This window comes from Mycobacterium sp. MS1601, assembly GCF_001984215.1.
Taxonomy (GTDB): Bacteria; Actinomycetota; Actinomycetes; order Mycobacteriales; family Mycobacteriaceae; genus Mycobacterium.
On the sequence record NZ_CP019420.1, the window covers coordinates 6,374,861 to 6,397,612 of the forward strand.

General features: G+C 67.2%; 18 protein-coding genes and 1 pseudogene. 2 read left to right on the forward strand and 17 right to left on the reverse strand.

Annotation, left to right across the window (positions count from 1 at the left end; all coding sequences use genetic code 11):
• Positions 1 to 19 precede the first annotated feature (19 nt).
• On the forward strand, positions 20 to 1,042 hold the full coding sequence (gene fni, locus BVC93_RS30500; protein ID WP_083740659.1) for a type 2 isopentenyl-diphosphate Delta-isomerase: 1,023 nt from the start codon (positions 20 to 22) through the stop codon (positions 1,040 to 1,042).
• On the opposite strand, the gene smc is transcribed toward fni, so the two are convergent.
• The 13 genes and pseudogenes from smc to BVC93_RS30565 form a co-directional block, all read right to left on the reverse strand.
• A complete protein-coding gene (gene smc / locus BVC93_RS30505; RefSeq protein WP_083740660.1) occupies positions 1,023 to 4,616 on the reverse strand; it encodes a chromosome segregation protein SMC in 3,594 nt (1,197 codons plus the stop codon). The genes fni and smc overlap by 20 nt on opposite strands.
• 75 nt (positions 4,617 to 4,691) lie before the next feature.
• A complete protein-coding gene (locus BVC93_RS30510; protein ID WP_083740661.1) occupies positions 4,692 to 4,982 on the reverse strand; it encodes an acylphosphatase in 291 nt (96 codons plus the stop codon).
• Positions 4,979 to 5,392, reverse strand: coding sequence for an OsmC family protein (locus BVC93_RS30515; RefSeq protein WP_083740662.1), 414 nt, complete (start codon positions 5,390 to 5,392; stop codon positions 4,979 to 4,981). Before BVC93_RS30515 ends, BVC93_RS30510 begins: the two co-directional genes overlap by 4 nt.
• A gap of 40 nt (positions 5,393 to 5,432) precedes the next feature.
• Positions 5,433 to 6,281, reverse strand: coding sequence for a bifunctional DNA-formamidopyrimidine glycosylase/DNA-(apurinic or apyrimidinic site) lyase (mutM, locus tag BVC93_RS30520; RefSeq protein ID WP_083740663.1), 849 nt, complete (start codon positions 6,279 to 6,281; stop codon positions 5,433 to 5,435).
• The gene (gene rnc, locus BVC93_RS30525; RefSeq protein ID WP_083740664.1) at positions 6,274 to 6,984 is read right to left on the reverse strand and encodes a ribonuclease III; all 711 of its coding nucleotides are present in this window, start codon (positions 6,982 to 6,984) and stop codon (positions 6,274 to 6,276) included. Before rnc ends, mutM begins: the two co-directional genes overlap by 8 nt.
• Positions 6,981 to 7,577: a YceD family protein gene (locus BVC93_RS30530; protein WP_192860143.1), complete on the reverse strand. Its 597-nt coding sequence runs from the start codon at positions 7,575 to 7,577 to the stop codon at positions 6,981 to 6,983. Before BVC93_RS30530 ends, rnc begins: the two co-directional genes overlap by 4 nt.
• Before the next feature lie 51 nt (positions 7,578 to 7,628).
• A complete protein-coding gene (sepIVA, locus tag BVC93_RS30535) occupies positions 7,629 to 8,366 on the reverse strand; it encodes a cell division protein SepIVA (protein WP_083740665.1) in 738 nt (245 codons plus the stop codon).
• A 96-nt stretch (positions 8,367 to 8,462) separates the two neighbouring features.
• Entirely contained in the window at positions 8,463 to 8,942 is a 480-nt protein-coding gene (gene coaD, locus BVC93_RS30540) for a pantetheine-phosphate adenylyltransferase (RefSeq protein WP_083740666.1), read from the reverse strand.
• A gap of 33 nt (positions 8,943 to 8,975) precedes the next feature.
• Positions 8,976 to 9,529 (reverse strand): annotated as a pseudogene (gene rsmD / locus BVC93_RS30545) (16S rRNA (guanine(966)-N(2))-methyltransferase RsmD).
• The gene (locus tag BVC93_RS30550) at positions 9,526 to 12,918 is read right to left on the reverse strand and encodes a pyruvate carboxylase (RefSeq protein WP_083740667.1); all 3,393 of its coding nucleotides are present in this window, start codon (positions 12,916 to 12,918) and stop codon (positions 9,526 to 9,528) included. The pseudogene rsmD and the gene BVC93_RS30550 overlap by 4 nt, the downstream one beginning before the upstream one ends.
• 182 nt (positions 12,919 to 13,100) lie before the next feature.
• Positions 13,101 to 13,715 carry a vitamin K epoxide reductase family protein gene (locus tag BVC93_RS30555; protein WP_083741484.1) on the reverse strand — a complete coding sequence of 205 codons (615 nt, stop codon included), beginning with the start codon at positions 13,713 to 13,715 and terminating at the stop codon, positions 13,101 to 13,103.
• 20 nt (positions 13,716 to 13,735) lie between these two features.
• Entirely contained in the window at positions 13,736 to 14,497 is a 762-nt protein-coding gene (locus BVC93_RS30560) for a DsbA family protein (RefSeq protein WP_083740668.1), read from the reverse strand.
• 36 nt (positions 14,498 to 14,533) lie between these two features.
• Positions 14,534 to 15,625: an alpha/beta hydrolase gene (locus tag BVC93_RS30565; protein WP_083740669.1), complete on the reverse strand. Its 1,092-nt coding sequence runs from the start codon at positions 15,623 to 15,625 to the stop codon at positions 14,534 to 14,536.
• Positions 15,626 to 15,738: 113 nt separating this feature from the next.
• Between BVC93_RS30565 and BVC93_RS30570 the strand changes: the two genes are divergently transcribed.
• Positions 15,739 to 16,587, forward strand: a complete 849-nt coding sequence (locus BVC93_RS30570) for an aldo/keto reductase (protein WP_083740670.1) — start codon at positions 15,739 to 15,741, stop codon at positions 16,585 to 16,587.
• On the opposite strand, the gene BVC93_RS30575 is transcribed toward BVC93_RS30570, so the two are convergent.
• From BVC93_RS30575 to BVC93_RS30590, 4 genes are all read right to left on the reverse strand, one after another.
• Positions 16,584 to 17,825, reverse strand: coding sequence for an aspartate aminotransferase family protein (locus BVC93_RS30575; protein ID WP_083741485.1), 1,242 nt, complete (start codon positions 17,823 to 17,825; stop codon positions 16,584 to 16,586). The genes BVC93_RS30570 and BVC93_RS30575 overlap by 4 nt on opposite strands.
• 311 nt (positions 17,826 to 18,136) lie before the next feature.
• Positions 18,137 to 18,844, reverse strand: a complete 708-nt coding sequence (locus BVC93_RS30580; protein ID WP_083740671.1) for an HNH endonuclease family protein — start codon at positions 18,842 to 18,844, stop codon at positions 18,137 to 18,139.
• Positions 18,841 to 21,027: an ATP-dependent DNA helicase RecG gene (gene recG / locus BVC93_RS30585; protein ID WP_083740672.1), complete on the reverse strand. Its 2,187-nt coding sequence runs from the start codon at positions 21,025 to 21,027 to the stop codon at positions 18,841 to 18,843. The genes BVC93_RS30580 and recG overlap by 4 nt, the downstream gene beginning before the upstream one ends.
• Positions 21,028 to 22,632, reverse strand: coding sequence for a DAK2 domain-containing protein (locus BVC93_RS30590; RefSeq protein WP_083741486.1), 1,605 nt, complete (start codon positions 22,630 to 22,632; stop codon positions 21,028 to 21,030).
• Between the last annotated feature and the right edge of the window lie 120 nt (positions 22,633 to 22,752).

The window sequence follows — 22,752 nt, forward strand, 5'->3', positions numbered from 1 at the left end:
AAGCGGGTATCACGTGACGATGCCGCCCGAGCAACCCAGCGTCCGCAAGTTGCGCCACATCGACGCCTGCCTCACCGGTGCCGTGGAGTACACCGAGGTGACCACCGGTTTTGAACGGTACCGGCTGCCCTACAACGCGCTCACCCAGACCAGCCTGTGCACGGTGAAGTTGGAGGCCGTGTTCCTCGAGGCACCGTTGAGCGCACCGCTGCTCGTCGGCGCCATGACCGGCGGAGCCGAACTGTCGCAGACCGTCAACCGCAACCTGGCCGCGGCCGCGCAGCAGTGCGGGGTGGGCATGATGCTGGGCTCGCAGCGGATCATGATCGACGACGAGGCCGCCGCGGCCAGTTTCGACGTCCGCGACGTGGCACCCGACGTTCTGCTGATCGGCAACATCGGGCTGGCTCAGCTGCGTCCTGCGATGGTGCCGTACCTGTCCAAGGCGATGGCCCGGGTGGGCGCGGACGCCCTGGCGGTGCACACCAACCCGTTGCAGGAGGCCCTTCAGGCCGGCGGCGACACCGATTTCACGGGGTCGCTGCCACACCTGCTGGACTTGATCGCATCGTTCGAGTATCCGGTGCTGGTCAAAGAGGTGGGCCACGGTATCGGCGGACGTGCCGCCAGGATGTTGCGCGGCAGCCGGATCGCCGCTGTCGACGTGGCGGGCGCCGGTGGGACGTCCTGGGCCAGGGTCGAGCAGCTGGTTCGTTACGGCGAGATCCGATACCCGGCGCTGGCCGAGTGGGGGGTACCCACGGCCGACGCGCTTCTCGAGGTGCAGCACGAGCTGCCCGGGGTCCCGGTGATCGCTTCGGGCGGTATCCGTACCGGCATGGACGCTGCCAAGGCCTTGGCCATGGGAGCCAGCGCGGTGGCCGTCGCGCGACCCCTGCTGGCACCCGCGGTGCAGTCGGTGGACGCGGTGGTCGACTGGCTGGGCCGGTTCATCGAGGAACTGCGCGTGTGCCTGCACGGCTGCGGCGCCGCCACGGTGGCCGAGTTGCGCCAGGTGGGCGTCAGCCCGATCCCGTCTTGACCAGCTCCTGGCCACGCATCCGCTGCGAGATCACCTGGGTGATGCCGTCGCCTTTCATGGTGACGCCGTAGAGCGCGTCGGCGATCTCCATCGTGGGCTTCTGATGGGTGATGACGATCAGCTGCGACTTCTCCCGCAATTGCTCGAACAAGCCGAGCAACCGACGCAGGTTCACGTCGTCGAGGGCGGCCTCCACCTCGTCCATGACGTAGAACGGCGAGGGCCGGGCCCGGAAGATCGCCACCAGCATCGCCACCGCGGTCAGTGATTTCTCACCGCCGGACAGCAGCGACAGCCGTTTGACCTTCTTGCCCGGCGGACGCGCCTCCACCTCGACACCCGTGGTCAACATGTCGCTGGGATCGGTGAGCAGCAGACGCCCTTCGCCGCCGGGGAACAGCGAAGCGAACACCTGCTCGAACTCGCGCTCGACATCGGCGTAGGCCTCGGTGAACACCTGCAGGATCCGGCTGTCCACCTCCTCCACCACGTCCAGGAGGTCTTTGCGGGCGGCCTTGACATCCTCGAGTTGGGTGGACAGGAAGTTGTAGCGCTCTTCCAGCGCCGCGAACTCCTCGAGCGCCAGTGGGTTCACCCGGCCGAGCTCGCGCAGTTCCTTCTCGGCGCGTTTGGCACGGCGTTCCTGGGCGTCCCGGTCATACGGCATGGGTGCGGGCATGGTGACCTGCTCACCGCGCTCGCGGGCCTGCTCGTACTCGGCCATCTCCAGCTCAGATGGCGGCAGACCGGTGTGCGGCCCGTATTCGGCCACCAGATCGCTTGGCGCCATGCCGAATTGTTCGAGCACCGACTGTTCCAGCTGTTCGACGCGCAGGGCCGCCTGCGCCTTGGCCACCTCGTCGCGGTGCAGCGAGTCGGTCAGGGCGGTGATCCGGTTCTTCAGCGCCTCCACCTCGTCGCGGGCTGCGGCCATCGCGGCGGCACGCTGCTGGCGTTCGGTGGACAACTGGTCGCGGGTGCGTGAGGCCACCGTCACCACCGCGGCCAGCCGCTGTGCCAGCGTCCGGCCCGACTCACCGACAGCCGCGGCGATCGTGGCCGCATGCTCGCGGGCGGCGCGCGCCCGCTGCGCCCGCACCCGCGCCTCGCGCTCGGACGCCGCGGCACGGCGCAACGAATCTGCCCGGCCACGAACGGCATTCGCGCGCTCCTCGGCGGTGCGCACCGCCAGCCTGGCCTCCACCTCGGCGGCGCGCACGGTCTCCACCACCGCGGTCAGACGCTCCCGGTCGACGGGCTCATCTGTCGGCGACACCGAGATGTCCTGAGCGGCGTGCAGCCGCTCCTCCAATTCGGTGAGCTCGGTGACGGTCTGCGCCCGGCTGCTCTCCAGCTCTTCGCGTTGTTTGATCTGGCGGTGCCAGTCGTTCTCGGCGTTGCGGGCCTCGACACCGAGGCGGCCCAGCTGTTCATAGATCTGCGAGATCGCCGCATCGGATTCGTTGAGGGCGGCCAGGGCTTGCTCGGCAGCGTCCTGTCGCGCGGTCTGCTCGGCGGTGGCACCAGCCAGAGCCGCCGTCAGTTCAGCGACTTGCGTTTCGGCAGTAGCCAATTCATTGCGCGCTTTGTCGATTTCCGAGGCGATCTCCAGCGTGCTGGGTTTGCGATCCGATCCACCGGTCACCCAGCCCTGGCCCACCAGATCGCCGTCACGGGTCACCGCGCGCAGGTCACCGTTGCGCGACACGACGTCCAGTGCGGCGCCCAGGTCCTCGACCACCACCACCCCGGTCAGCAACGCCGTCAGCGCGCCCCGCAGTCGAGTGGGCAGGTCGACCAGTTCCAGCGCCCACCGCGCCCCTGCGGGCAACTCCACCACCGGTCGGCCGTTGTGCTCGGGCCAGTCCCCCACCACGATCGCCGCCCGACCTCCGTCGGCCTCCTTCAGCGCCGCCACCGCGGAGCGAGCAGCGTCGAAATCCTCGGCCGCCAAGGCGTCCGCCGCGGCGCCGAGCACCGTCGCGAGTGCCACCTCATAGCCTGTGTGCACCTTCATCAGGTTGGCAACGGATCCCAAAAGTCCTGTACCACTGCGGTTTTCCACCAACCAGGCAGCACCGTCGCGACGCTCCAGCCCGACGGCCAGCGCGTCGATCCTGGATCGCAACGAGACCACCTGACGTTCGGCGGCGCGTTCGGCGGCCTGCAGCTCGGCCACCCGTTCGTCAGCCAACCGCAGCGCCGTGACAGTCCGGTCGTGTTGGTCGTCGAGGCCCACCTCGCTCTGATCCAGTTCACCGACGCGGCCCTGCACCGTCTCGAACTCGGCCTGAGCCTGCTGGAAACGCTGCCCGGCTTGCTCGATGCCCTCGGTCAGCCGGGCCACCCGCTCGTCGGTGGATTCGACCCGGGCCCGCATGGTCTCCACCTGACCGGCCAACCGCGCCAGCCCTTCGCGGCGGTCGGCTTCGGCCCGAACCGCGGCCAGATGAGCACGCTCGGCGTCCGCGGCAGCCGATTCGGCTTCGGAGAGTTCTTCACGAGCGGCTTCCAGGCGCGCCCTGGTCTCGGCCAACTCGGCGAGCAACTGCTGCTCCAACTCGGCGACCTCGTCGGCCTGGGCGTCCAGCTCGTCGGGATCCTGCCCACCGCCGTGCACCGGCTCGGCTTCCAGCAGCTGGGTGCGCTCGGTGGCGATCCGCACCGTCGCGCTGACCCGCTCGGCGAGCGCGGAGAGCCGGAACCAGGTCTGCTGGGCGCGCTCAGCCCGTTCGGTCAGCGTTGCGACGGCCGTCTCGTGCTCGGTGAGCTCGTCGGTGGCAACCGCCAGCCGCTCGGTGGTCTCCTCGTGCTCGCGGCGCAGCGTGGCCTCGGTGCCGCCCACCCCGTCGAACTCCGCTTGGCGGCGCACCAGGTCGTCGGCGGCCAGTCGCAGCCGGGCATCACGCAGATCAGCCTGGATGGTCTGCGCCCGGCGCGCCATCTCGGCCTGGCGACCCAGCGGTTTGAGCTGGCGACGCAGTTCGGTGGTGAGGTCGGTCAGGCGCGCCAGGTTGGCGGCCATGGCGTCGAGCTTGCGTACCGCCTTCTCTTTGCGCTTGCGGTGCTTGAGGACGCCCGCGGCTTCCTCGATGAAGGCGCGCCGGTCCTCGGGCCGCGACTCCAGGATCTGCGAGAGCCGGCCCTGACCGACGATGACGTGCATCTCGCGGCCGATCCCGGAGTCGGACAACAATTCCTGGACGTCCATCAGCCGGCAACTGCTGCCGTTGATCTCGTACTCCCCGGCGCCGTCGCGGAACATCCGGCGGGTGATCGACACCTCGGAGTACTCGATGGGCAGCGCGTTATCGGAGTTGTCGATGGTCAGGGTGACCTCGGCGCGACCCAGCGGCGCCCGAGTGGACGTGCCGGCGAAGATGACGTCTTCCATCTTGCCGCCGCGCAGGGTCTTGGCGCCCTGCTCCCCCATCACCCAGGTCAGCGCGTCGACAACGTTGGATTTGCCGGACCCGTTGGGCCCGACCACGCAGGTGATGCCGGGTTCCAGACGCAGAGTCGTCGGCGACGCGAAGGACTTGAAGCCCTTCAACGTCAGACTCTTCAGGTGCATGGCGTGCCAGATTACCTCTAGTCCGGTCGACGAGCTTCAGGCACGAGAGGGACAGCGGGCCGGACTACAGAGGCCTCAGCGTTCGCTGAAGCCCCGGATCAGCTCACCTGGCGCCGACCAGTCGGCCACCACGGTGTCCACCCGGCCGGGCGTGTGGTCACCGCGCAGCAGTGCCAGCAATCGTTCCGCGGCGGCTCGGGGGCCCTGGGCCACCACCAGCACGCGGCCGTCGTCCTGGTTCTTGGCGTAGCCCGTCAGCCCCAGCTCCAGCGCACGCGACCGCGTCCACCAGCGAAAACCCACCCCCTGGACGTGGCCGTGCACCCAGGCGGTCAACCGGACGTCGGTGGTGTCGTCGGAAGTCATGGCCTCTTGTCGGCGATCTCGAAGGTGACCTCGGTCCCGGATTTCAGCGTGCGGCCCACGGTGCACACCTGGTCGATGGCTCGGTTGACCACGGTGCGCACCCGCTCGGCTTCGGCCTCCGACAGCCCGGACAGGTCGATCTCGAGCACCTCCTGCAGCAGCGGGTAGCGCTCCTGCTCGCGATCCGGCGGCCCCGACACCTTGATGGTGGCCTGGTAGTCGTCACCGAGACGACGCGCCAGCGGAACGTCGCTGGACATCCCACTGCACGCGGCCAGCGCGATCTTGAGCAACTCGCCGGGGGTGAAGACGCCGTCGACGTCCTCGGAGCCGATCAGCACCTCCGCTCCGCGCGAGCTCTTACCCGTGTAGCGCCGGCCACCCGTGCGCTCCACCCACAGTTCGGTCATGTGTGTCTCTTTTCTCGTCGACGCAGATCCGGTACCGACCTCAACCACGAGGACGCGGCTGGCATTTCGGGCAGTAGAACGACGACCGGTTCATGAACTTGTCCCGGCGCATCACCGCCCCGCAGCGACGACAGGGTTGCCCTTCGCGGCCGTAGGCGTCCAGGGAGCGGTCGAAGTAGCCCGATTCGCCGTTGACGTTGACGTAGAGCGAGTCGAACGAAGTGCCTCCCTGGCCCAGCGCGTCACGCATGACATCGCCTGCGTGGTCGAGGATGCGCGCCAACGTCGGCTTGGTCAGCGTCTCGGCGATGCGAGCGCCGTTGACTCTCGACCGCCACAGCGCCTCGTCGGCGTAGATGTTGCCGATGCCCGAGACCACTGTCTGGTCCAGCAGCTGGCGTTTGATCTCAGAGTGCTTGCCGCGCAGCACTTTCACCACAGCATCACGGTCGAACCGCGGATCCAGCGGATCACGGGCGATGTGGGCGACCACGTCGGGCACCTCGGTGCCGTCGACGGTGGTGAGCTCGGTCAGCATCCAGCCACCGAAGGTGCGCTGGTCGACGAAACTCAAAGCGGTGCCGTCGTCCAGCAGTGCGGCGATGCGCAGATGCTCGGCGCGACGGACCGGCCCCAGCAGCATCTGCCCGCTCATACCGAGGTGCACCACCAGCGCTTCTCCGCTGCCGAGCGTGAGCCACAGGTACTTGCCGCGCCTGCCGGTTCCGGTGATCTGGTTGTCCAGCAGGCGCGCGGTCAGATCCGCGGGGCCCGCCTCGTGCCTGCGCACCGCGCGGGGATGATGCACCCGAACGGCGGTGATGGCCTTGCCTGCGACGTGTGCCTGCAACCCTCGCCGGACCACCTCGACTTCGGGGAGTTCAGGCATCCGGTTCTTGGGCCTCGATGGCCTGGTAGGCCTGTTCTGCCGCCTTCTGTTCGGCTTCCTTCTTGGACCGGCCCGTTCCGGCGCCGTACTCGACGTCGGCGACGATGACGGTGGCGGTGAACTCTTTGTCGTGATCGGGACCGACGGACGACACACCGTACGTCGGCGATCCCAAACCTCTTGAGGCACAGAGCTCTTGGAGGCTGGTTTTCCAGTCCAGGCCGGCTCCACGGGTGGGCGCGCTGTCGAGGAGTGCACCGAACAGCCGCAGGATGACCTTGCGGGCGGTGTCGATACCGTGCTGTAGATACACCGCGCCGAGCAACGACTCTGTGCCGTCGGCCAGGATGCTGGACTTGTCGGCGCCGCCGGTGTTGATCTCGCCGCGGCCCAATAGCAGGTAGTGCCCGAGGCCATCGTCGGTGAGACCGCGGGCGACACTGGCCAGCGCCTGGGTGTTGACGATGTAGGCCCGCAGCTTGGCCAGATCGCCTTCGGCCCGGTCGGGATGGCGGTGATACAGCTCATCGGTGACGGTCAGTCCCAGCACCGCGTCACCGAGGAATTCCAGCCGCTCGTTGGTGGGCAGGCCGCCGTGTTCGTAGGCATAACTGCGGTGGGTCAGCGCCAGCGTGAGCAGCTCGGGCTCCAGGTCCACGCCCAGCGCCTCGATCAGTGGCCGGCGGTCGTCAGGCTCTGTCACTGAGCACCCTCACTGCCCTCGGGCAGGAATTCACTGAGCTTGGCCCAGCGCGGGTCGATGACGTCGTGGTGGTGATCGGGCTCGGCGGTGGCCAGCGGCACGCCGCAGGTCTGACAGAGACCGGGGCAGTCCGGGCCGCACAGCGGTGCGAGCGGGAGCTGCAGTCCGACGGCGTCGACGATGGACTGTTCGAGATCGATCGTGTCGTCGACCACGTGACCCACCTCGTCCTCCTCGGTGGTGGCCTCGGTGGTGCTGTCGGGGTAGGCGAACAACTCGGTGAGCTCTATCGCCACGGTTCCGGTCACCGGCTCCAGGCACCGCGCGCACTCACCGGAGGTGGGGGCGTCGACGGTGCCGGTGACGAGCACACCTTCGGACACCGACTGGAAGTCGAGATCCAACTCCAGCGGGGCACCTTGCTGGATCGCGATGAGGTCGAGGCCGATACGCGACGGGCTGGGGACCGTCTGCTCGACGTGCAACATCGAACCGGGACGGCGGCCGAGGCGGGAGATATCGAATACCAGCACCGACGGGGGGTGTCGATGCGCCGCCGCGGTATTAGACGCCGCCCTCTTCGCTGCAGACATGACCGCAATTCTACGGCGCGGAGGGTCTCCAACCGCCTTCGGATGAACCCGTCAGCGCTGCACGTAGTCGTGAGTGCCGGCAGCGGTGCGCAGCTGGTGCCTGCCGCGGCCCACGGAACGCAAGGTCCCGTTGAGGTAGTCCTCGAACTCGGCAAGTTTGCTGTCGACGTAGATGTCGCATTCGCCGCGCAGCCGGTCGGCTTCGGCGTGGGCGGTGTCGATCAACCGGGCGGCCTCGGCCTGCGCCGACTGCACCACCTCGGTCTGCGACACCAGGCGCTGCTGCTCCTTGATGCCTTCCTGGACGGCCTTCTCGTAGGAGATGTTGCCGCTCTCCACCAGTCGGTCGGCCTCGGCCTTGGCCCGGCCCACCGCGGTCTCGTAGTCACGTTTGGCGTTGGCCGCCAACCGGTTCGCCTCCTCGCGGGCTTCGCCGACCATTCGTTCGCAGTGCTGCCTGGCCTCGGCGACCATCCGGTCGGCCTGCGACTTGGCATCGGCCAGCAAGCGGTCGGCCTCGCCGCGGGCATGCCCCAGCGTGGAGTCGGCTTCGGCGGTGGCCGAGGACACCATGCCGTCAGCGTGCTGCTTGGCCTCACGCAGCATGTTGTCGCGGGCGTCCAGTACGTCCTGGGCGTCGTCGAGTTCGCCGGGGATCGCGTCTTTGATGTCGTCGATGAGTTCGAGCACATCACCACGCGGGACCACGCAGCCGGCCGTCATCGGGACGCCGCGGGCCTCTTCGACAATGGCGCCCAATTCATCGAGCGCTTCAAATACTCGGTACACAGCGCACCCCTCCAGGCCTCGTTGTTGTTACAAGTGTGCCTGGTGTTACGCCTGTGACTGCGCTGCTCGCTCCGGTGTGTCGCCGATTGGCTGGATTCAGTCACGCCCGAGCTTCGCCCGCAGCCGCGCGTTCACCGGCCCGGGCAGCAGATCGCTGACGTCACCGCCGAGGGTGGCCACCTCTTTGGCCAGTGACGACGAGACGAACGAGTACTGCGGCGTGGTGGCGACGAAGAAGGTGTCCACCCCGGCCACGTGCTTGTTCATCTGCGCCATCTGCAGCTCGTACTCGAAATCGGTGCCGGTGCGCAGCCCCTTGACGATCGCGGTCAGGCCCCGGGCCTTCACGAAGTCGACGACCAGCCCCTGCCCCGACTCCACCCGCAGGTTCGGCAGGTGGGTGGTCGACTCCTCGATCAGGGCGATGCGCTCCTCCAGGGTGAACATGCCCACCTTGTTCGGGTTCACCAATACAGCCACCACCACTTCGTCGAACTGTGCCGCGGCGCGTTCGAAGATGTCGAGATGGCCTAGCGTGATCGGGTCGAAGGAACCTGGACACACGGCGCCGCTCATGGCACCCGACGCTAGCAGCCGCTGGCCGACAGCCTAGGTCCGCTCGGCCATCTCGAGCCGGGTGTCACCGTAGGTGCGGGGCTTCCAGGGCGACCACCCATCAGGCCACGAAACCGGAGCGCTGCCTTTGGCGCGCTCCACCACCATCACCGAACCTGTTGTCACCCAACCGTTCTGATCAAGAGAGTCGATCACGGCCTCGATGTCGGCAGTGGACACGTCATAGGGCGGGTCGGCGAACACCAGATCCGCTGCCGCCGTGGCCGAACCGCCGACCACAGCGGCCACGGTGCCGCGGCGCACCGCGGCACCCGCCAGTCCCAGCGCGGTGATGTTCGCGGCGATCACCGATGCGGCGCGCTGATCACTTTCCACCAGCACCACGCCCGCCGCCCCACGCGACAGCGCCTCCAGCCCGAGAGCACCCGAACCCGCGTACAGATCCAGAACATGGAGGCCGGTGAAGTCCAACCGCGCCGCCAACAGGTTGAACAGCGATTCGCGCACCCGGTCGGTGGTCGGCCTGGTGCCCTTCGGGGCACCGTGAGCCGTCTGCCGCCGGCGGATCCGGCGATGATGCGGGTCAGCTGACGACCACCAGCAGGTCACCGCCTTCGACTTGGGCGGTGGCTGAGACGGCGATGCGGGCGACAGTGCCGGCCTTGGGGGCGGTGATGGCGGCTTCCATCTTCATGGCCTCGATGGTGGCGATGGTCTGCCCTGCCTCGATCGCGTCGCCGACAGCGACGGTGACGGTGACGACACCGGCGAACGGTGCGGCCACCTGGTCCGGGTTGGTCTTGTCGGCCTTCTCCGCAGTGGGTACCTCGGAGGCGATGTTGCGGTCGCGGACGACAACCGGGCGCAGCTGGCCGTTCATGATGCACATGACGGTGCGCATGCCGCGTTCGTCGGCGTCGGAGATGGCCTCCAACCCGATCAGCAGTTCCACGCCCTTCTCCAACTGCACCCGGTGTTCGTCGCCGTGGCGCAGCCCGTAGAAGAACTGGTTGGCCGACAACTGGGAGGTGTCGCCGTAGGTGTCGCGGTGCGCCTCGAATTCCTTGGTGGGGCCAGGAAACAGCAGCCGATTCAGCGTGGCCTGACGTTTGCCGCCGGGCTGGGCCAAAACCGCCTCGTCCTCGAGGCTCAGCGGGGTCTCCGGCTTGGCCGGGCCGCGGCCGTCAAGAGCCAAGGTGTGCAACGGTTCCGGCCATCCGCCCGCCGGCTCGCCGAGTTCGCCGCGCAGGAACCCGATCACACTGTCAGGGATGTCGTACTTGGCTGGGTCAGCGGCGAACTCCTCGGCGGAGATACCGGCACCGAGGAGGGCCAGCGCGAGGTCGCCGACCACCTTCGAGCTGGGAGTGACCTTGATCAGCCGGCCCAGAATGCGGTCTGCCGCTGCGTAATTGGCCTCGATCTCTTCGAAGCGGTCCCCGAATCCCAGGGCGATGGCCTGCTGGCGCAGATTGCTCAGCTGCCCGCCCGGGATCTCGTGGGTGTACACCCGGCCCGTGGGAGAGGGAGGACCACTCGCTGCAACATCGAATGGCGCATAGACCTTGCGCAGCGCCTCCCAGTACGGCTCGAGCTCACACACCGCGGCCAGGTCCAGGCCGGTGTCGCGGTCGGTGTGCGCGGTCGCGGCCACGATCGAGCTCAGCGCGGGCTGGCTGGTGGTGCCCGCCAACGGTGCGGCCGCCCCGTCCACGGCATCGGCGCCGGCCTGCCAGGCCGCGAGGTAGGTGGCCAGCTGCCCACCGGGGGTGTCGTGGGTGTGCACATGCACCGGCAGATCGAACCGGGACTTCAACGCCGAGACCAAGGTGGCGGCCGCCGGTGGACGCAACAGTCCGGCCATGTCCTTGATGGCCAGCACGTGGGCTCCGGCGTCGACGATCTGCTCAGCCAGGCGCAGGTAGTAGTCCAGGGTGTAGAGGTCCTCGGCCGGGTTGGACAGATCACCGGTGTAGGACATCGCCACCTCGGCGACGGTGGTGTTGGTGGCGCGCACCGCGTCGATCGCCGGGCGCATGGAGTCGATGTTGTTGAGCGCATCGAAGATCCGGAAGATGTCGATGCCGGTGGCCGCCGCCTCGTCCACGAATGCCGAGGTGACGATCTCCGGATACGGGGTGTAGCCCACGGTGTTGCGGCCGCGCAACAGCATCTGCAGGCAGATGTTCGGCAACGCCTCACGCAGGGCGGCCAACCGCTCCCACGGGTCTTCCTTGAGGAAGCGCAGCGCCACATCGTAGGTGGCGCCACCCCAGCACTCCACCGACAGCAGTTCCGGCATCATCCGCGCCACATACGGCGCCACCTTCAGCAGACCCGTCGAGCGCAACCGCGTCGCCAACAACGACTGATGCGCGTCGCGGAACGTCGTATCCGTGACACCCAGGGCAGGGCTGTCTTTCAGCCACTGAGCGAACCCCACCGGACCCAGCTCCACCAGCTTCTGCTTCGACCCCGCGCGCGGGGCCACCGAGAGGTCGAGATCGGGCAGCTTGTCATGCGGATACACCGTCGACGGGCGCTCGCCGTGCGGCTTGTTCACCGTCACATCGGCCAGATAGTTCAAGATCTTGGTGCCGCGGTCCGCCGACGAACGGGCCGTCAACAGCTCGGGGCGCTGGTCGATGAACGAGGTGGTCACCCGACCCGCCACAAAGTCAGGGTCGTCCAGAACCGCCTGCAGGAACGGGATGTTCGTCGAGACGCCACGAATGCGGAACTCCGCCACCGCGCGCCTGGCCCGACGCACCGCCGTCGAGAAGTCCCGGCCCCGGCACGTCAGCTTCACCAGCATCGAATCGAAGTGGGCACTGACCTCCGCGCCCACCTGGGTGCCGCCATCGAGGCGGATCCCCGCACCACCGGGTGAGCGGTAGGCGGTGATCCGGCCGGTGTCCGGACGGAAACCGTTCACAGGGTCCTCGGTGGTGATGCGGCACTGCAGCGCCGCGCCGTGGGCCACGATCGTGTCCTGGCTCAACCCGAGATCGGCCAGCGACTCCCCGGCAGCGATCCGCAACTGGCTGGAGACCAGGTCGACATCGGTGATCTCCTCGGTGACGGTGTGCTCCACCTGGATCCGCGGGTTCATCTCGATGAAGACGTGATTGCCCCGCTCGTCGAGCAGGAACTCCACCGTGCCGGCACACGAGTAGCCGATCTGGCTGGCGAATGCCACAGCATCACTGCAGATCTTGTCCCGCAACGCCGGGTCCAGGTTGGGCGCCGGGGCCAGCTCGATGACCTTCTGGTGGCGACGCTGCACACTGCAGTCCCGCTCGAAGAGATGGATGACGTTGCCGTAGGTGTCGGCCAGGATCTGCACCTCGATGTGGCGGGGATTGATGACCGCCTGCTCCAGGAACACCGTCGGATCCCCGAACGCCGACTCCGCCTCACGACTGGCGGCTTCGATGGACTCCCGCAGCGCCGCGGGCTCGGCGACCCGGCGCATACCACGGCCACCACCACCGGCGACCGCCTTGACGAACACCGGGAACTCCATGGACTCGGCCGCCGCCAGCAACTCCTCGACATCCGCCGACGGCGCCGAGGACGCCAGCACCGGCAGCCCGGCCGCCTTGGCCGCCGCGATGGCACGCGACTTGTTACCCGTGAGCTCCAACACCTCCGCGGAAGGCCCGACGAAAGTAATGCCCGCCGCCGCACACGCCGCAGCCAGCTCCGGGTTCTCCGACATGAAGCCGTACCCCGGATACACCGCATCCGCTCCGGCCGCCACGGCCGTGCCAACGATGTCGTCGACCGACAGGTAGGCCCGCACCGGGTGGCCGACCTCGCCGATCTGATACGACTCGTCCGCCTTGAGCCGATGCGCCGAGTTGCGGTCCTCGTACGGGTAGACCGCCACCGTGCCGATCTTCAGCTCATACGCCGCGCGAAACGCCCGGATCGCGATCTCACCACGATTGGCGACCAATACCTTTGAGAACACCCCAGCAATCTACCTGAGGCTGTATCGCGAGCGAAAGGTGCCTGAACAAATAGGTTGTTCACTATCCTGTGAACCGACCCTGGCAAATCAGCAAACTTTGTGAACCCGGATGTTGGCAAGAGTCACAACCAGATGGGTGGGCGAACTCGCGGACTGACTGCGCGCAAACCGCCGATCCACCCTCAGATCAGCGTGGACCAGTAATCCCAGAACCGGACCAGGATCATCAGCACAACGGTGGTGAACCACAGCGCAACCAGAGACCAACGCCATTGATACAGCACCCGAAGCACGGGATTGCCGCCCAGCGGGCGCAGCGCAATGGACACCGACACCACGAACAGCGGGATCATCACCGTCCAGACAACCATGCAGTACGGGCACAGGGCGCCGATCCGGTAGAGGCTCTGGAAGATCAGGTAGTGCACGAAGGCGACACCGAAAGTGTTGCCGAGCGCCAAGCCCACCCAGTACCACTGCGGCAGCCGAACCCGGGCCACTGCCAGCACACCCGTCACGATCACCACGGTGAACCCGACCAGGCCGATCAGCATGTTCGGGAAGCCGAACACCGAGGCCTGTGGTGTCACCATCACCGAACCGCACGACAGCACCGGGTTCAGGCTGCACGACGGTACATAGGTCGGGTCGAGCAGCAGCTCGATCTTCTCGATGGTCAGCGTGGCCGCGGCTGCGAGCCCGATGATGCCTGCGATCAGGATCCACAGTGCGCTGGGCTTGCCCACTGCGACGCCCGGGCGTGACGCCTGCGACTCCGACGGAGTCTCGGGCGTCACGCCTGCTGCCGGTGCCGCGGTCACGATGCTGCAGGCGCCGGTGCCGCGTCGAGGCTGGGAACGTCGCCGACGATCTCTTCGACCTTGGCAATCAGGGCTTCAGGGGTGCTGTACTGATAGTCCTCGCCGTTGATCCGCACGCTCGGGGTGGAGTTGATCCCAGCCGCAGCGGCCAGGCCGTCGACCATGTCGTTGTAGTTGCCCTTGTCGATGCACTCGGCCACCTCGCCGGCGACACCGGCCTGGCGCGCCGTCTCTATGAGTGAGGCATTGTCCGGTGCGGGCGAACCCTCTTGGGGCTGCTGCGCGAACAGCGCACCGTGGAACCGACGGAACGAGTCCTTCATCGGGGTGGTGTCCTCGTTCGCGACGCAGTAGGCGGCGTTGGCGGAGCGGGTCGAGTAGTTCTTGTTCGTCGGCGTGTCCAGGATCGCGACCATGTGGTAGTCGATGGCGACGGCACCACTGTCGACGAGCTTTTTCAGCGTGGGCCCCATGGCCTGCTCGAAGGAGCGGCAGTGCGGGCACTGGAAGTCTTCGTAGAGCGAGATGACGGCCTTGGGGTCGCTGGTGCCCTCGTTGGTCATCACGTCGGCGGCTGCGACGCGTACGGCCTGCACCTGGCCGCCGGACTGCTTGTCGCTGGACATCACGATGTAGAGCACGAGTGCCACGGCGAAGACGACGACGACGGCGGTCAGGCCGATCTGGATCGCCAGATTGCGCTTGCGCTCGCCCGCCTTCAGGTCATACTTCGCGGGTTTCTTGGGTTTGGTGGCCACAGGTTGGTGATCCTTGCGCTCGCGGGTTTGGCGCTTCTAGCGTACCGGCGGCGCGATTGCACGGGTGTCACCCCGGCGCAAGTGAGCCCGCAGCGCGGACAGCATTTCGGCCACACTCCGTTCGACTCCGCCCCCCAGGCCGGCGAAGTTGAGGAATCCGTGCGTCATCGATCCCATCCGACGCAGGTCCACCGGGACTCCCGCTGCGTCCAACGCCGCCGCGTACTGATCGCCCTCGTCGCGCAGCGGATCGAAGCCCGCCGTCACCACCAGCGCGGGTGGCAGACCGGTCAGATCCTCGGCCAGCAGCGGTGACACCCGCGGGTCGGTGACGGCCATCGCCGATCCGTCCAGGTAGGCATGCCGGAAGAAGTCCATGTCGTGACCGGTCAGCACGAAGCCGTCGGCGAACAACGTCCGCGACCGGGTGTGGGCGCCCAGATCGGCGACCGGGTAGATGAGGAACTGCAGCGACGGCGCCGGAACGTCGGACCCGGCTGCCCACTGCGCGACACCCGCCGCCAGCGCGCCCCCGGCACTGTCCCCCGCCACCGCGACGCCGCCGTCGAGCCCGAGTTCATCGGCATGCGCGACGACCCAGGCGTAAGCCGCACAACAGTCGTCGACCGCGGCGGGCGCCGGATGCTCGGGTGCCAGCCGGTAGTCCACGGAGAACACCTGGGCGCCGGCGTCTCGGCAGATCCGGCGGCACACCGTGTCGTAACCGTCCAGATCGCCCAGCGCAAACCCGCCTCCGTGGAAGTACACCAGCGCGGGCGCGGAATCGTCGGCGCGGTAACGGCGGATGGTGACAGGGCCGGCGGGGCCGGGAGCAACGAGGTCGTCAACCCGCGCCTGGCGCACCGGACCGCCGAGAGCAGTGCAGACGTCGTGCATCAATGTGCGGCTCAGGGCCACGTCGTCGTCGGACACCATGCCTGTGACTCCGGACAAGCGCAGGGCGCCGAGGAACAACTGCAGAGTCGGATCCAAGGTGTTGCCGTCGATCACCACACTGCGCACACCGTTGAGCAGTCGGATCATCGGAGACGGCAGCACTGAGAACAGAGCGGGCGAGACGCGGGTGCTGGCTCGCAGCACTGGCGTCGGCAACCTTCTACGGCTCATGGGGTTGACGGTATTGCATGACCCAGATCACCCGAGTGTGTGTTGAATTAGGTCGCAATACGGCGGGGGAATATCGTGGACCAGGAAAATCTGACTTCAAACAGGTAGGTGAGATGACGTTGACCGGCCAGTCGGGGACCGTTCCATCGATCGGACTCAACGACGAGAACACCATGCCGGCGCTCGGCTTGGGCGTCGGCGAGCTCGGGGATGCCGAGACCGAGCACGCGGTGTCCACCGCGCTCGAACTCGGATACCGCCTGATCGACACCGCCGCGGTCTACGGGAACGAAGCGGCAGTGGGGCGCGCGATCGCCGCCTCCGGCATCCCGCGCGCCGAGGTGTTCGTGACCACCAAGCTGGCGGTGGCCGACCAGGGTTTCCAGTCCTCACAGGACGCCATCAAGGCAAGTCTCGAGCGCCTGGGCATGGAGTACGTCGACCTGTACCTGATCCACTGGCCTTACGCCGAGGGCGGCAAGTACATCGACAGCTTCGGCGGCATGATGCGATCGCAGGCCGACGGCCTGGCCAAGTCCATCGGCGTGTGCAACTTCACCGCCGAGCACCTCTCCGACATCATCGACCTGACGTTCTTCACCCCTGCGGTGAACCAGATCGAGCTGCACCCGCTGCTCAACCAGTCGGCACTGCGCGCCGTCAATGCCGACCACGGCATCGTCACCGAGGCCTACAGCCCGCTGGGCATCGGCAAGGTGCTGCAGAACCCCGCGGTCACCACCATCGCGGCGTCCTACGGCAAGTCGCCCGCACAGGTTCTGATCCGCTGGAACCTGCAGCTGGGCAATGTGGTGATCCCACGCTCCTCGTCGGCCGAGCGGATCTCCGAGAACCTCGACGTCTTCGGTTTCGAGCTCAGCGCCGCCGACATGGAGACACTCAACGGCCTGGATGAGGGCACCCGGTTCCGCCCGGACCCGATGACCTACACCGGTCCTTAGTAGAAGCGCTTGGCCACCTCGGCGAACGCGCCGTCGGTGGCCACCAGCACCTCGTCGACGTCGGCCTCGGTGAGTGCGGTCGAGATGAACCAGTTGTGTTTGGGGTGCACGAACACTCCACGCGCTGCACATTCGGCCGTCCACGCCAGGGTCACCTCGTGGTCGGACTCCCCCGCAAACGACAGGTACGGCATCGTGACCGGCCCGGTCAGCGTCACCGGCAGCCCGTGTGCGACGGCCTGCTCATGTAGGCCGTCGACCAACTGTTGGCCACGGGTGAACATCTGCGTCACCCCGTCGACCTCGTCCAGCAGGTTGATGGTGGCCAGTGCGGCCACCATGGGAACCGCGGAGAACCAGAAGGTCCCGGTGACGAAAAACGAGCCGGCCGACTCCCGCAGGGCTTGTGCGCCCAGCACCGCCGCGACGGGATAGCCGTTGCCGATCGCCTTGCTCCACGACGAGAGGTCGGGCCGCACCCCGTACTGCTCCCAGCTGCCTCCGAACGACATTCGGAACCCGGTGCGCACCTCATCGAGGATCAGCACCGCGTTGTTCTCGTCGCAGATCCGCCGAAGTCCTTGCGCAAACGCAGGATCCACCATCTCGAGATCCGACCCTGCGGGGTCGTGCCGAAACGGTGCCACGATGATGCCGGCAAGATCGCCGCTGTGCTCGGCCGCCAGCTTCTCGACACCGGCCAGGTCGTTGTAGGTGTAGTAGGCCAGACCCGCACGGTCGGAGGGCAGCACTCCTGTCTTGTCGGGATTACACCAGGGCAGCGCCCCGTGATAGGTACCCTCCTCGACCAGGATCACCGACCGCCCGGTGTGCGCCCGGGCAATGGTCAGACACAGCGTCGTGACGTCGGAGCCGTTCTTGGCGAACATCGCCCAGTCAGCGTGCTCCACCACCGACACCAGTTTCTCGGCGAGCGTCACCATGTGTTCGGTGGGCCCGTTGGCGGTGTCGCACAGTTCTCGCTGCCGGGTGACGGCCTCTTCGACGCGGGGGTGCTGATAGCCGTGGATGATCGGCCCCCACGAGCACAGCAGGTCGATGTACTCGTGGCCGTCGGCGTCCCAGAGCCTCGAGCCGGCTGTCCGCGCGATGTATTGTGGTGCGCCAGGCCATAATCCGGTGGCAAGCTGGTGGCCGTACATGCCGTTCGGGATCACCCTGCGGGCCCGGTCCAGCAAGGCGTCATTGACGGGGTGGGCATTCAGTGTCGACGTCATGGCGAGCCTCCGGAGCAGGTGATCCGGACGGCGGCGCTGTCGTCGGGTGGTCTTGGAAGATTTGCAGATCAGCGGTGGCCGGGCAACCGCTGCGCTCATCCCTTCGGACAGGTGACCACTGCCTTCTGCAGTGCAACGCCGCATCGGGCGGCATCCACCGCGCAGGTCCGGCGGCGCTTGTGCGCCTCACGCTGCGCAGAGAGTCTTTTCGACGCTGTGATTTCACTGACGCGGTGAACAGTCCGGCACTACACAATCACCCACCACGACTTGTGCGTAACCGATCAGCGATACCTTCATCGTCCTTGGTGTCAGTTCGGACAGGTCGCTGTGGCATCCCGTAACACTGGCAGTGAGGGCGCATCGATAGGCAGCCCATAACCCCGCATCACGGCAATGAACTGCACCGCGTACTGACAGTGGAACGCCGCATTCGGCGGCATCCAGAACGCGGGCTCGGCGTCACCTTTGTCTTGATTTGTCGGTCCATCAACCGCGACGAGGTTGGCGGGGTCGTTGGCGAATCTGACCCTCATCTCGTCAGTCCAGTTCCGGGCACCCTGGTCCCAGGCATACGCCAACGGCACGATGTGCTCGATTTGAACGGCATCACCGGTCTGAGCTCCACGGACGAAGGGAATCGTCTTGCTGGTGTAGGGATCCCGCAGCACGCCGGTAGCGACCGCGGTGGGGCAGCGACTGATCGCGACGTAGGTCTTGTCGATCAGGTCACGGTCGAGGATGTCGTTGCGGGTGTCACAACCGTTGCGCCCGCCGGGAGCCGAGTTGTCGTCGGTCCACGCCTCACCAAAGGCTGCTCGCCGGTAGTCACCGCTACGGATCCGTGCCGGCACTTCGGACACCCCGGCCAGAACATCCACACCCGGCGCTACCGTCGGGACATCAGCCTCAGCCACGTGGGCTGCGGTCCGCTCGGCCGACGTCGACACCGTTTGGTAGGCCACGGTAACCGACAGCGCCGCGACCAGCGCGAGCCACACCAGCGTGGTGCGCTTCATGTCTTTTCCAGGAACTCGATGAGGTCGGTTTCGGTGAAGAACGCCGCCAGCGACGCCAGACCCGGATCATGCGGAATCCTCGCGTAGACCGCCTCACACATGGCGCGGGCATCCTCGATGATCTCGCGATGCTCGCGCAGCGACAGAAAGTGCAGGTGGTACGACCGCCCGGACTGGTTGAGGCCCAGCACATCTCCTTCACTGCGCTGGTCGAGGTCCAGTTCCGCCAACTCGAAGCCGTCGTGGGTGGCTGCCACCGCCTTGAGACGCTGACCCGAGCTCGACCCCTCCGGCAGCTGAGAGATCAGCAGGCAGAGGCTGGCATGACCGCCCCGGCCGATGCGGCCGCGGAGCTGGTGTAGCTGGCTGATACCGAAACGGTCGGCATCGGCCACCACCATCACGGTGGCGTTGGGGACATCAACACCGACCTCGATGACCGTGGTGGACACCAACACGTCGATGTCACCGGCCTTGAACGCCGTCATCACGGCGTCCTTCTCGATGGGGTCGAGGCGGCCGTGCATGAGTCCCACCCGCACGTGCTTGAGCGGCCCGTCCTTGAGGTGTTCGTAGAGAGTGGTGACCGGGATGGGGCGCGGGCCTTTCTCCTCGGTCTCCACGTCGTCGATACGCGAGGCCACCACGTAGGCCTGCCTGCCCTCGGCCACCTCTTCGCTGATCCGCGCCCACACCCGGGCCAGCCAGGCAGGCTTGTCATTGACGAACACCGTCTTGGTGTCGATGGGCTTTCGGCCCCGGGGCAGCTCCCGCAGCGTGGACGTCTCCAGGTCACCGTAGACCGTCAACGCGAGGGTACGCGGGATGGGTGTCGCCGTCATCACCAGCAGATGTGGCGAGATGCCCGCAGAAGACTTGGCACGCAACAGGTCTCGTTGCTCGACACCGAAGCGATGCTGCTCGTCCACCACCACCATCCCGAGGCGGTGAAACTCCACGGTGTCCTGCAGCAGGGCGTGCGTCCCGATGACGATGCCCGCCTCCCCCGCGGCGATCTCGTCACGAACCTGCTTCTTGCGGGCCGCCGACAAGGATCCGGTCAACAGCGCCACCCGGGTGCCGGACTGATCGCCACCGAGCTCACCCGCCGTACCGATGGGGCCGAGTACCTCGCGGATGCCACGGGCGTGTTGGGTGGCAAGCACTTCCGTTGGAGCCAGCAGCGCACACTGGTAGCCCGCATCGATCATCTGCAACATCGCCAGCACCGAAACGATGGTCTTGCCGGAACCCACTTCGCCTTGCAGCATCCGGTTCATCGGCACGTCGGCGGACAGTTCGTCGGACAGGGTGGTCAGCACGTCGACCTGCCCTTTGGTCAGGTCGAAAGGCAACTGGCCGAGCAGGCGGTCACGCATCCCGCCGGTGATCGGAGGCGCAGGCGGGCCGGGCTCCCGCTTCTGGCTGTACCGACTGGCCACCAGTGCCCACTGCATGCCCACGGCCTCGTCGAACGTCAACCGTTCGACCGCCCTGGCGCGCTCCTCGCTGTTCTCACTCAGGTGTATCGCGCGCAGCGCCTCGTCCTGCGACATCAGATTGTGCTCGCGCACATAGTCTTCCGGGAACGTCTCGGCCACCGGATCCAGCACCTCGAGCACCTGGCGGACGCAGGCGTAGATGTCCCAGCTCTGCAGTTTGGCACTCGCCGGGTAGATGGGGAAGAACTCCCGTTCGAAGACCGACATGTCCAGTTCGCCGTCCTCCCCTTTGACGGCAAGGGCTTTGAGGTTGGCGCTGCCACGCAGCCGGCCGGTGGGGGCATCGAGCACCAGGTGGGCCGGGTGGGTGAGCTGCATCTGGTCCCGAAAGAACCCGATCTCCCCCGAGATCATCAGTCGGGTGCCTTTCACCAGACTGTTCTTCAGGTACTTGGCGTTGAAGAAGGTGGCGGTCACGTTCCGGTCGGTCAGCGTCACCACCATGTACTCCTTCCTCGCCTTGGTAAAACGCACGTCGACCTTGCTCACGGTGTCGACGAAGGTGACATGCTCACCTGCCTGCGGGGCAGAGTCGTCGCCGAGCACCGTGGCGCCCTTGCTGTACTTGCGTGGGTAGTGCCGCAGCAGATCGTTGACCGTGCGGAGACCGAACACCTCATCGAGCTTGGCCGCGGCCTTCTTGCCGATGACAAAATCCAGCGGATCCCCGAGTTGCGCCATCTACTCCACTCCGATGATCACGATGTCACCGGAGTGCCCGGTCTGGTAGTCGACGAGTTCGGTGCCCGGGTGGTGCAGGTGCACGTGCTTGGCCAGCGTCGCCCCGATCTCCGGTCCGGCGCCCTGTCCCAGCAGCACGGTGACCAACTCACCACCTACGCCCAGCATCAGATCGATCAAACCCCTTGCAGCCGAGGTGATGTCGTGACGAACCACAAGCACTTCGCCGCCGATGATGCCAAGACCGTCGCCCACCCGGCACGGCCCCGCCCACGTCAGAGCCGCCTCCGCCGCCGCCCGCACCGACCCGTATCGGGTGGCGCCTGCCGCGGCAGCCATGGTGTATCCGTCGTCGACGGCGCGACGGGTCCGATCATGTACCGCCAACGCCGCCAATCCGTGCACCATGGACCCGGCCGGGACCGGGACCACATCGATTCCCCAGCTGATGGCCGCGGTGCAGCCGGCCACCAGTTCCTCGGCTGCGACATAACCGTTGGGCAGCACCATCACCTGAGCGGCTCCGGTGTCGATGAGCGCGCGCACCAGTTGCCGGGCGTCGATGGCGGTGTCGGCGCGCAGCACCATCGCCCCTTCGCCGGCGAACAGGTCGGCAGCGCCGTCACCGTCCACCACGGCCAGCACCGCCCGCTCGGCGGTGAAACCCCCAGGAGCCGACTTGCCGGTGGCGGCGAGCACCGAGATCTGGATGCGACTGGGCGTGCCGTAGACCAGACCTGCTTCGACGGCGGCTCCCGCGTCGTCGGTGTGGACGTGCACGGACAATCCGCCCTCAGGCAGTGCTTCGGCCAGGGCCACGGAATCACCAAGGGCCTCCAGGCGCCCCCGCAACCCGTCGACCGCGGCTCCCGCACAGCCGGCGAGCAGATACATCACCTCGAACTGCGCGGGTGGCGGCGCCACCACCGCCGCCGATCTGGCCGCAGGCCGCGGTTCGTAGGCCGGACGCACCGGCGTGTACCCCGTGACGGTGGCCCGTAGGGCGTCGAGGAGTACCACCAGTCCGCGGCCACCGGAATCCACGACGCCGGCCTCGGCCAGGACCGACAGCTGGTCGGGGGTCTTCTCCAGGGCCACCACCGCGGCATCACCGGCTGCCGCCACCACATCACCCAGGGGACCGCCGGCAGCCGTGCCGTGCTCGGCGGCGGCAGCGGCGGCCTGCAGCACCGAGACGATGGTGCCCGGCACCACCTCACCGCCCAGCGCGGACACCATCAGCCCCTCCGCGTGCCGCAGCGCCGAGGCCATGGTGGTGCCGTCGACCTCGGCCGCGTCGGTAGCGGTCACCTCGGCGAGGCCGCGCAGGATCTGGGACAACAGCATCCCCGAGTTACCCCTGGCCCCGTGCAGTGCGCCACGGGCCAGTCGTGAAGCGATGTCCGCGGGCCCCGCTCCCGCTTCGGCCGCGGAGGCCTCGGCAAGAGCCGACCGCATGGTGAACAGCATGTTGGTGCCGGTATCGGCATCGGCGACGGGAAACACGTTGAGGCGGTTGATCTCGTCGGTGTGCGTGATCAGATCCCCGACACACGCGTGTGCCCACGACAGCAGGGCCGGGCCGTCGAGGCGACGATCCGCCATGCTCAGACCTCCCACTACCCGCCATCCTGTGCGGCGCCAGCCTAGTCAGTGGCGACGACAGCTTCTGCCGAACTTCCCGCGCGCCGGGGTTGTGGACAGCGTTTTGGTGTTCACCGCACC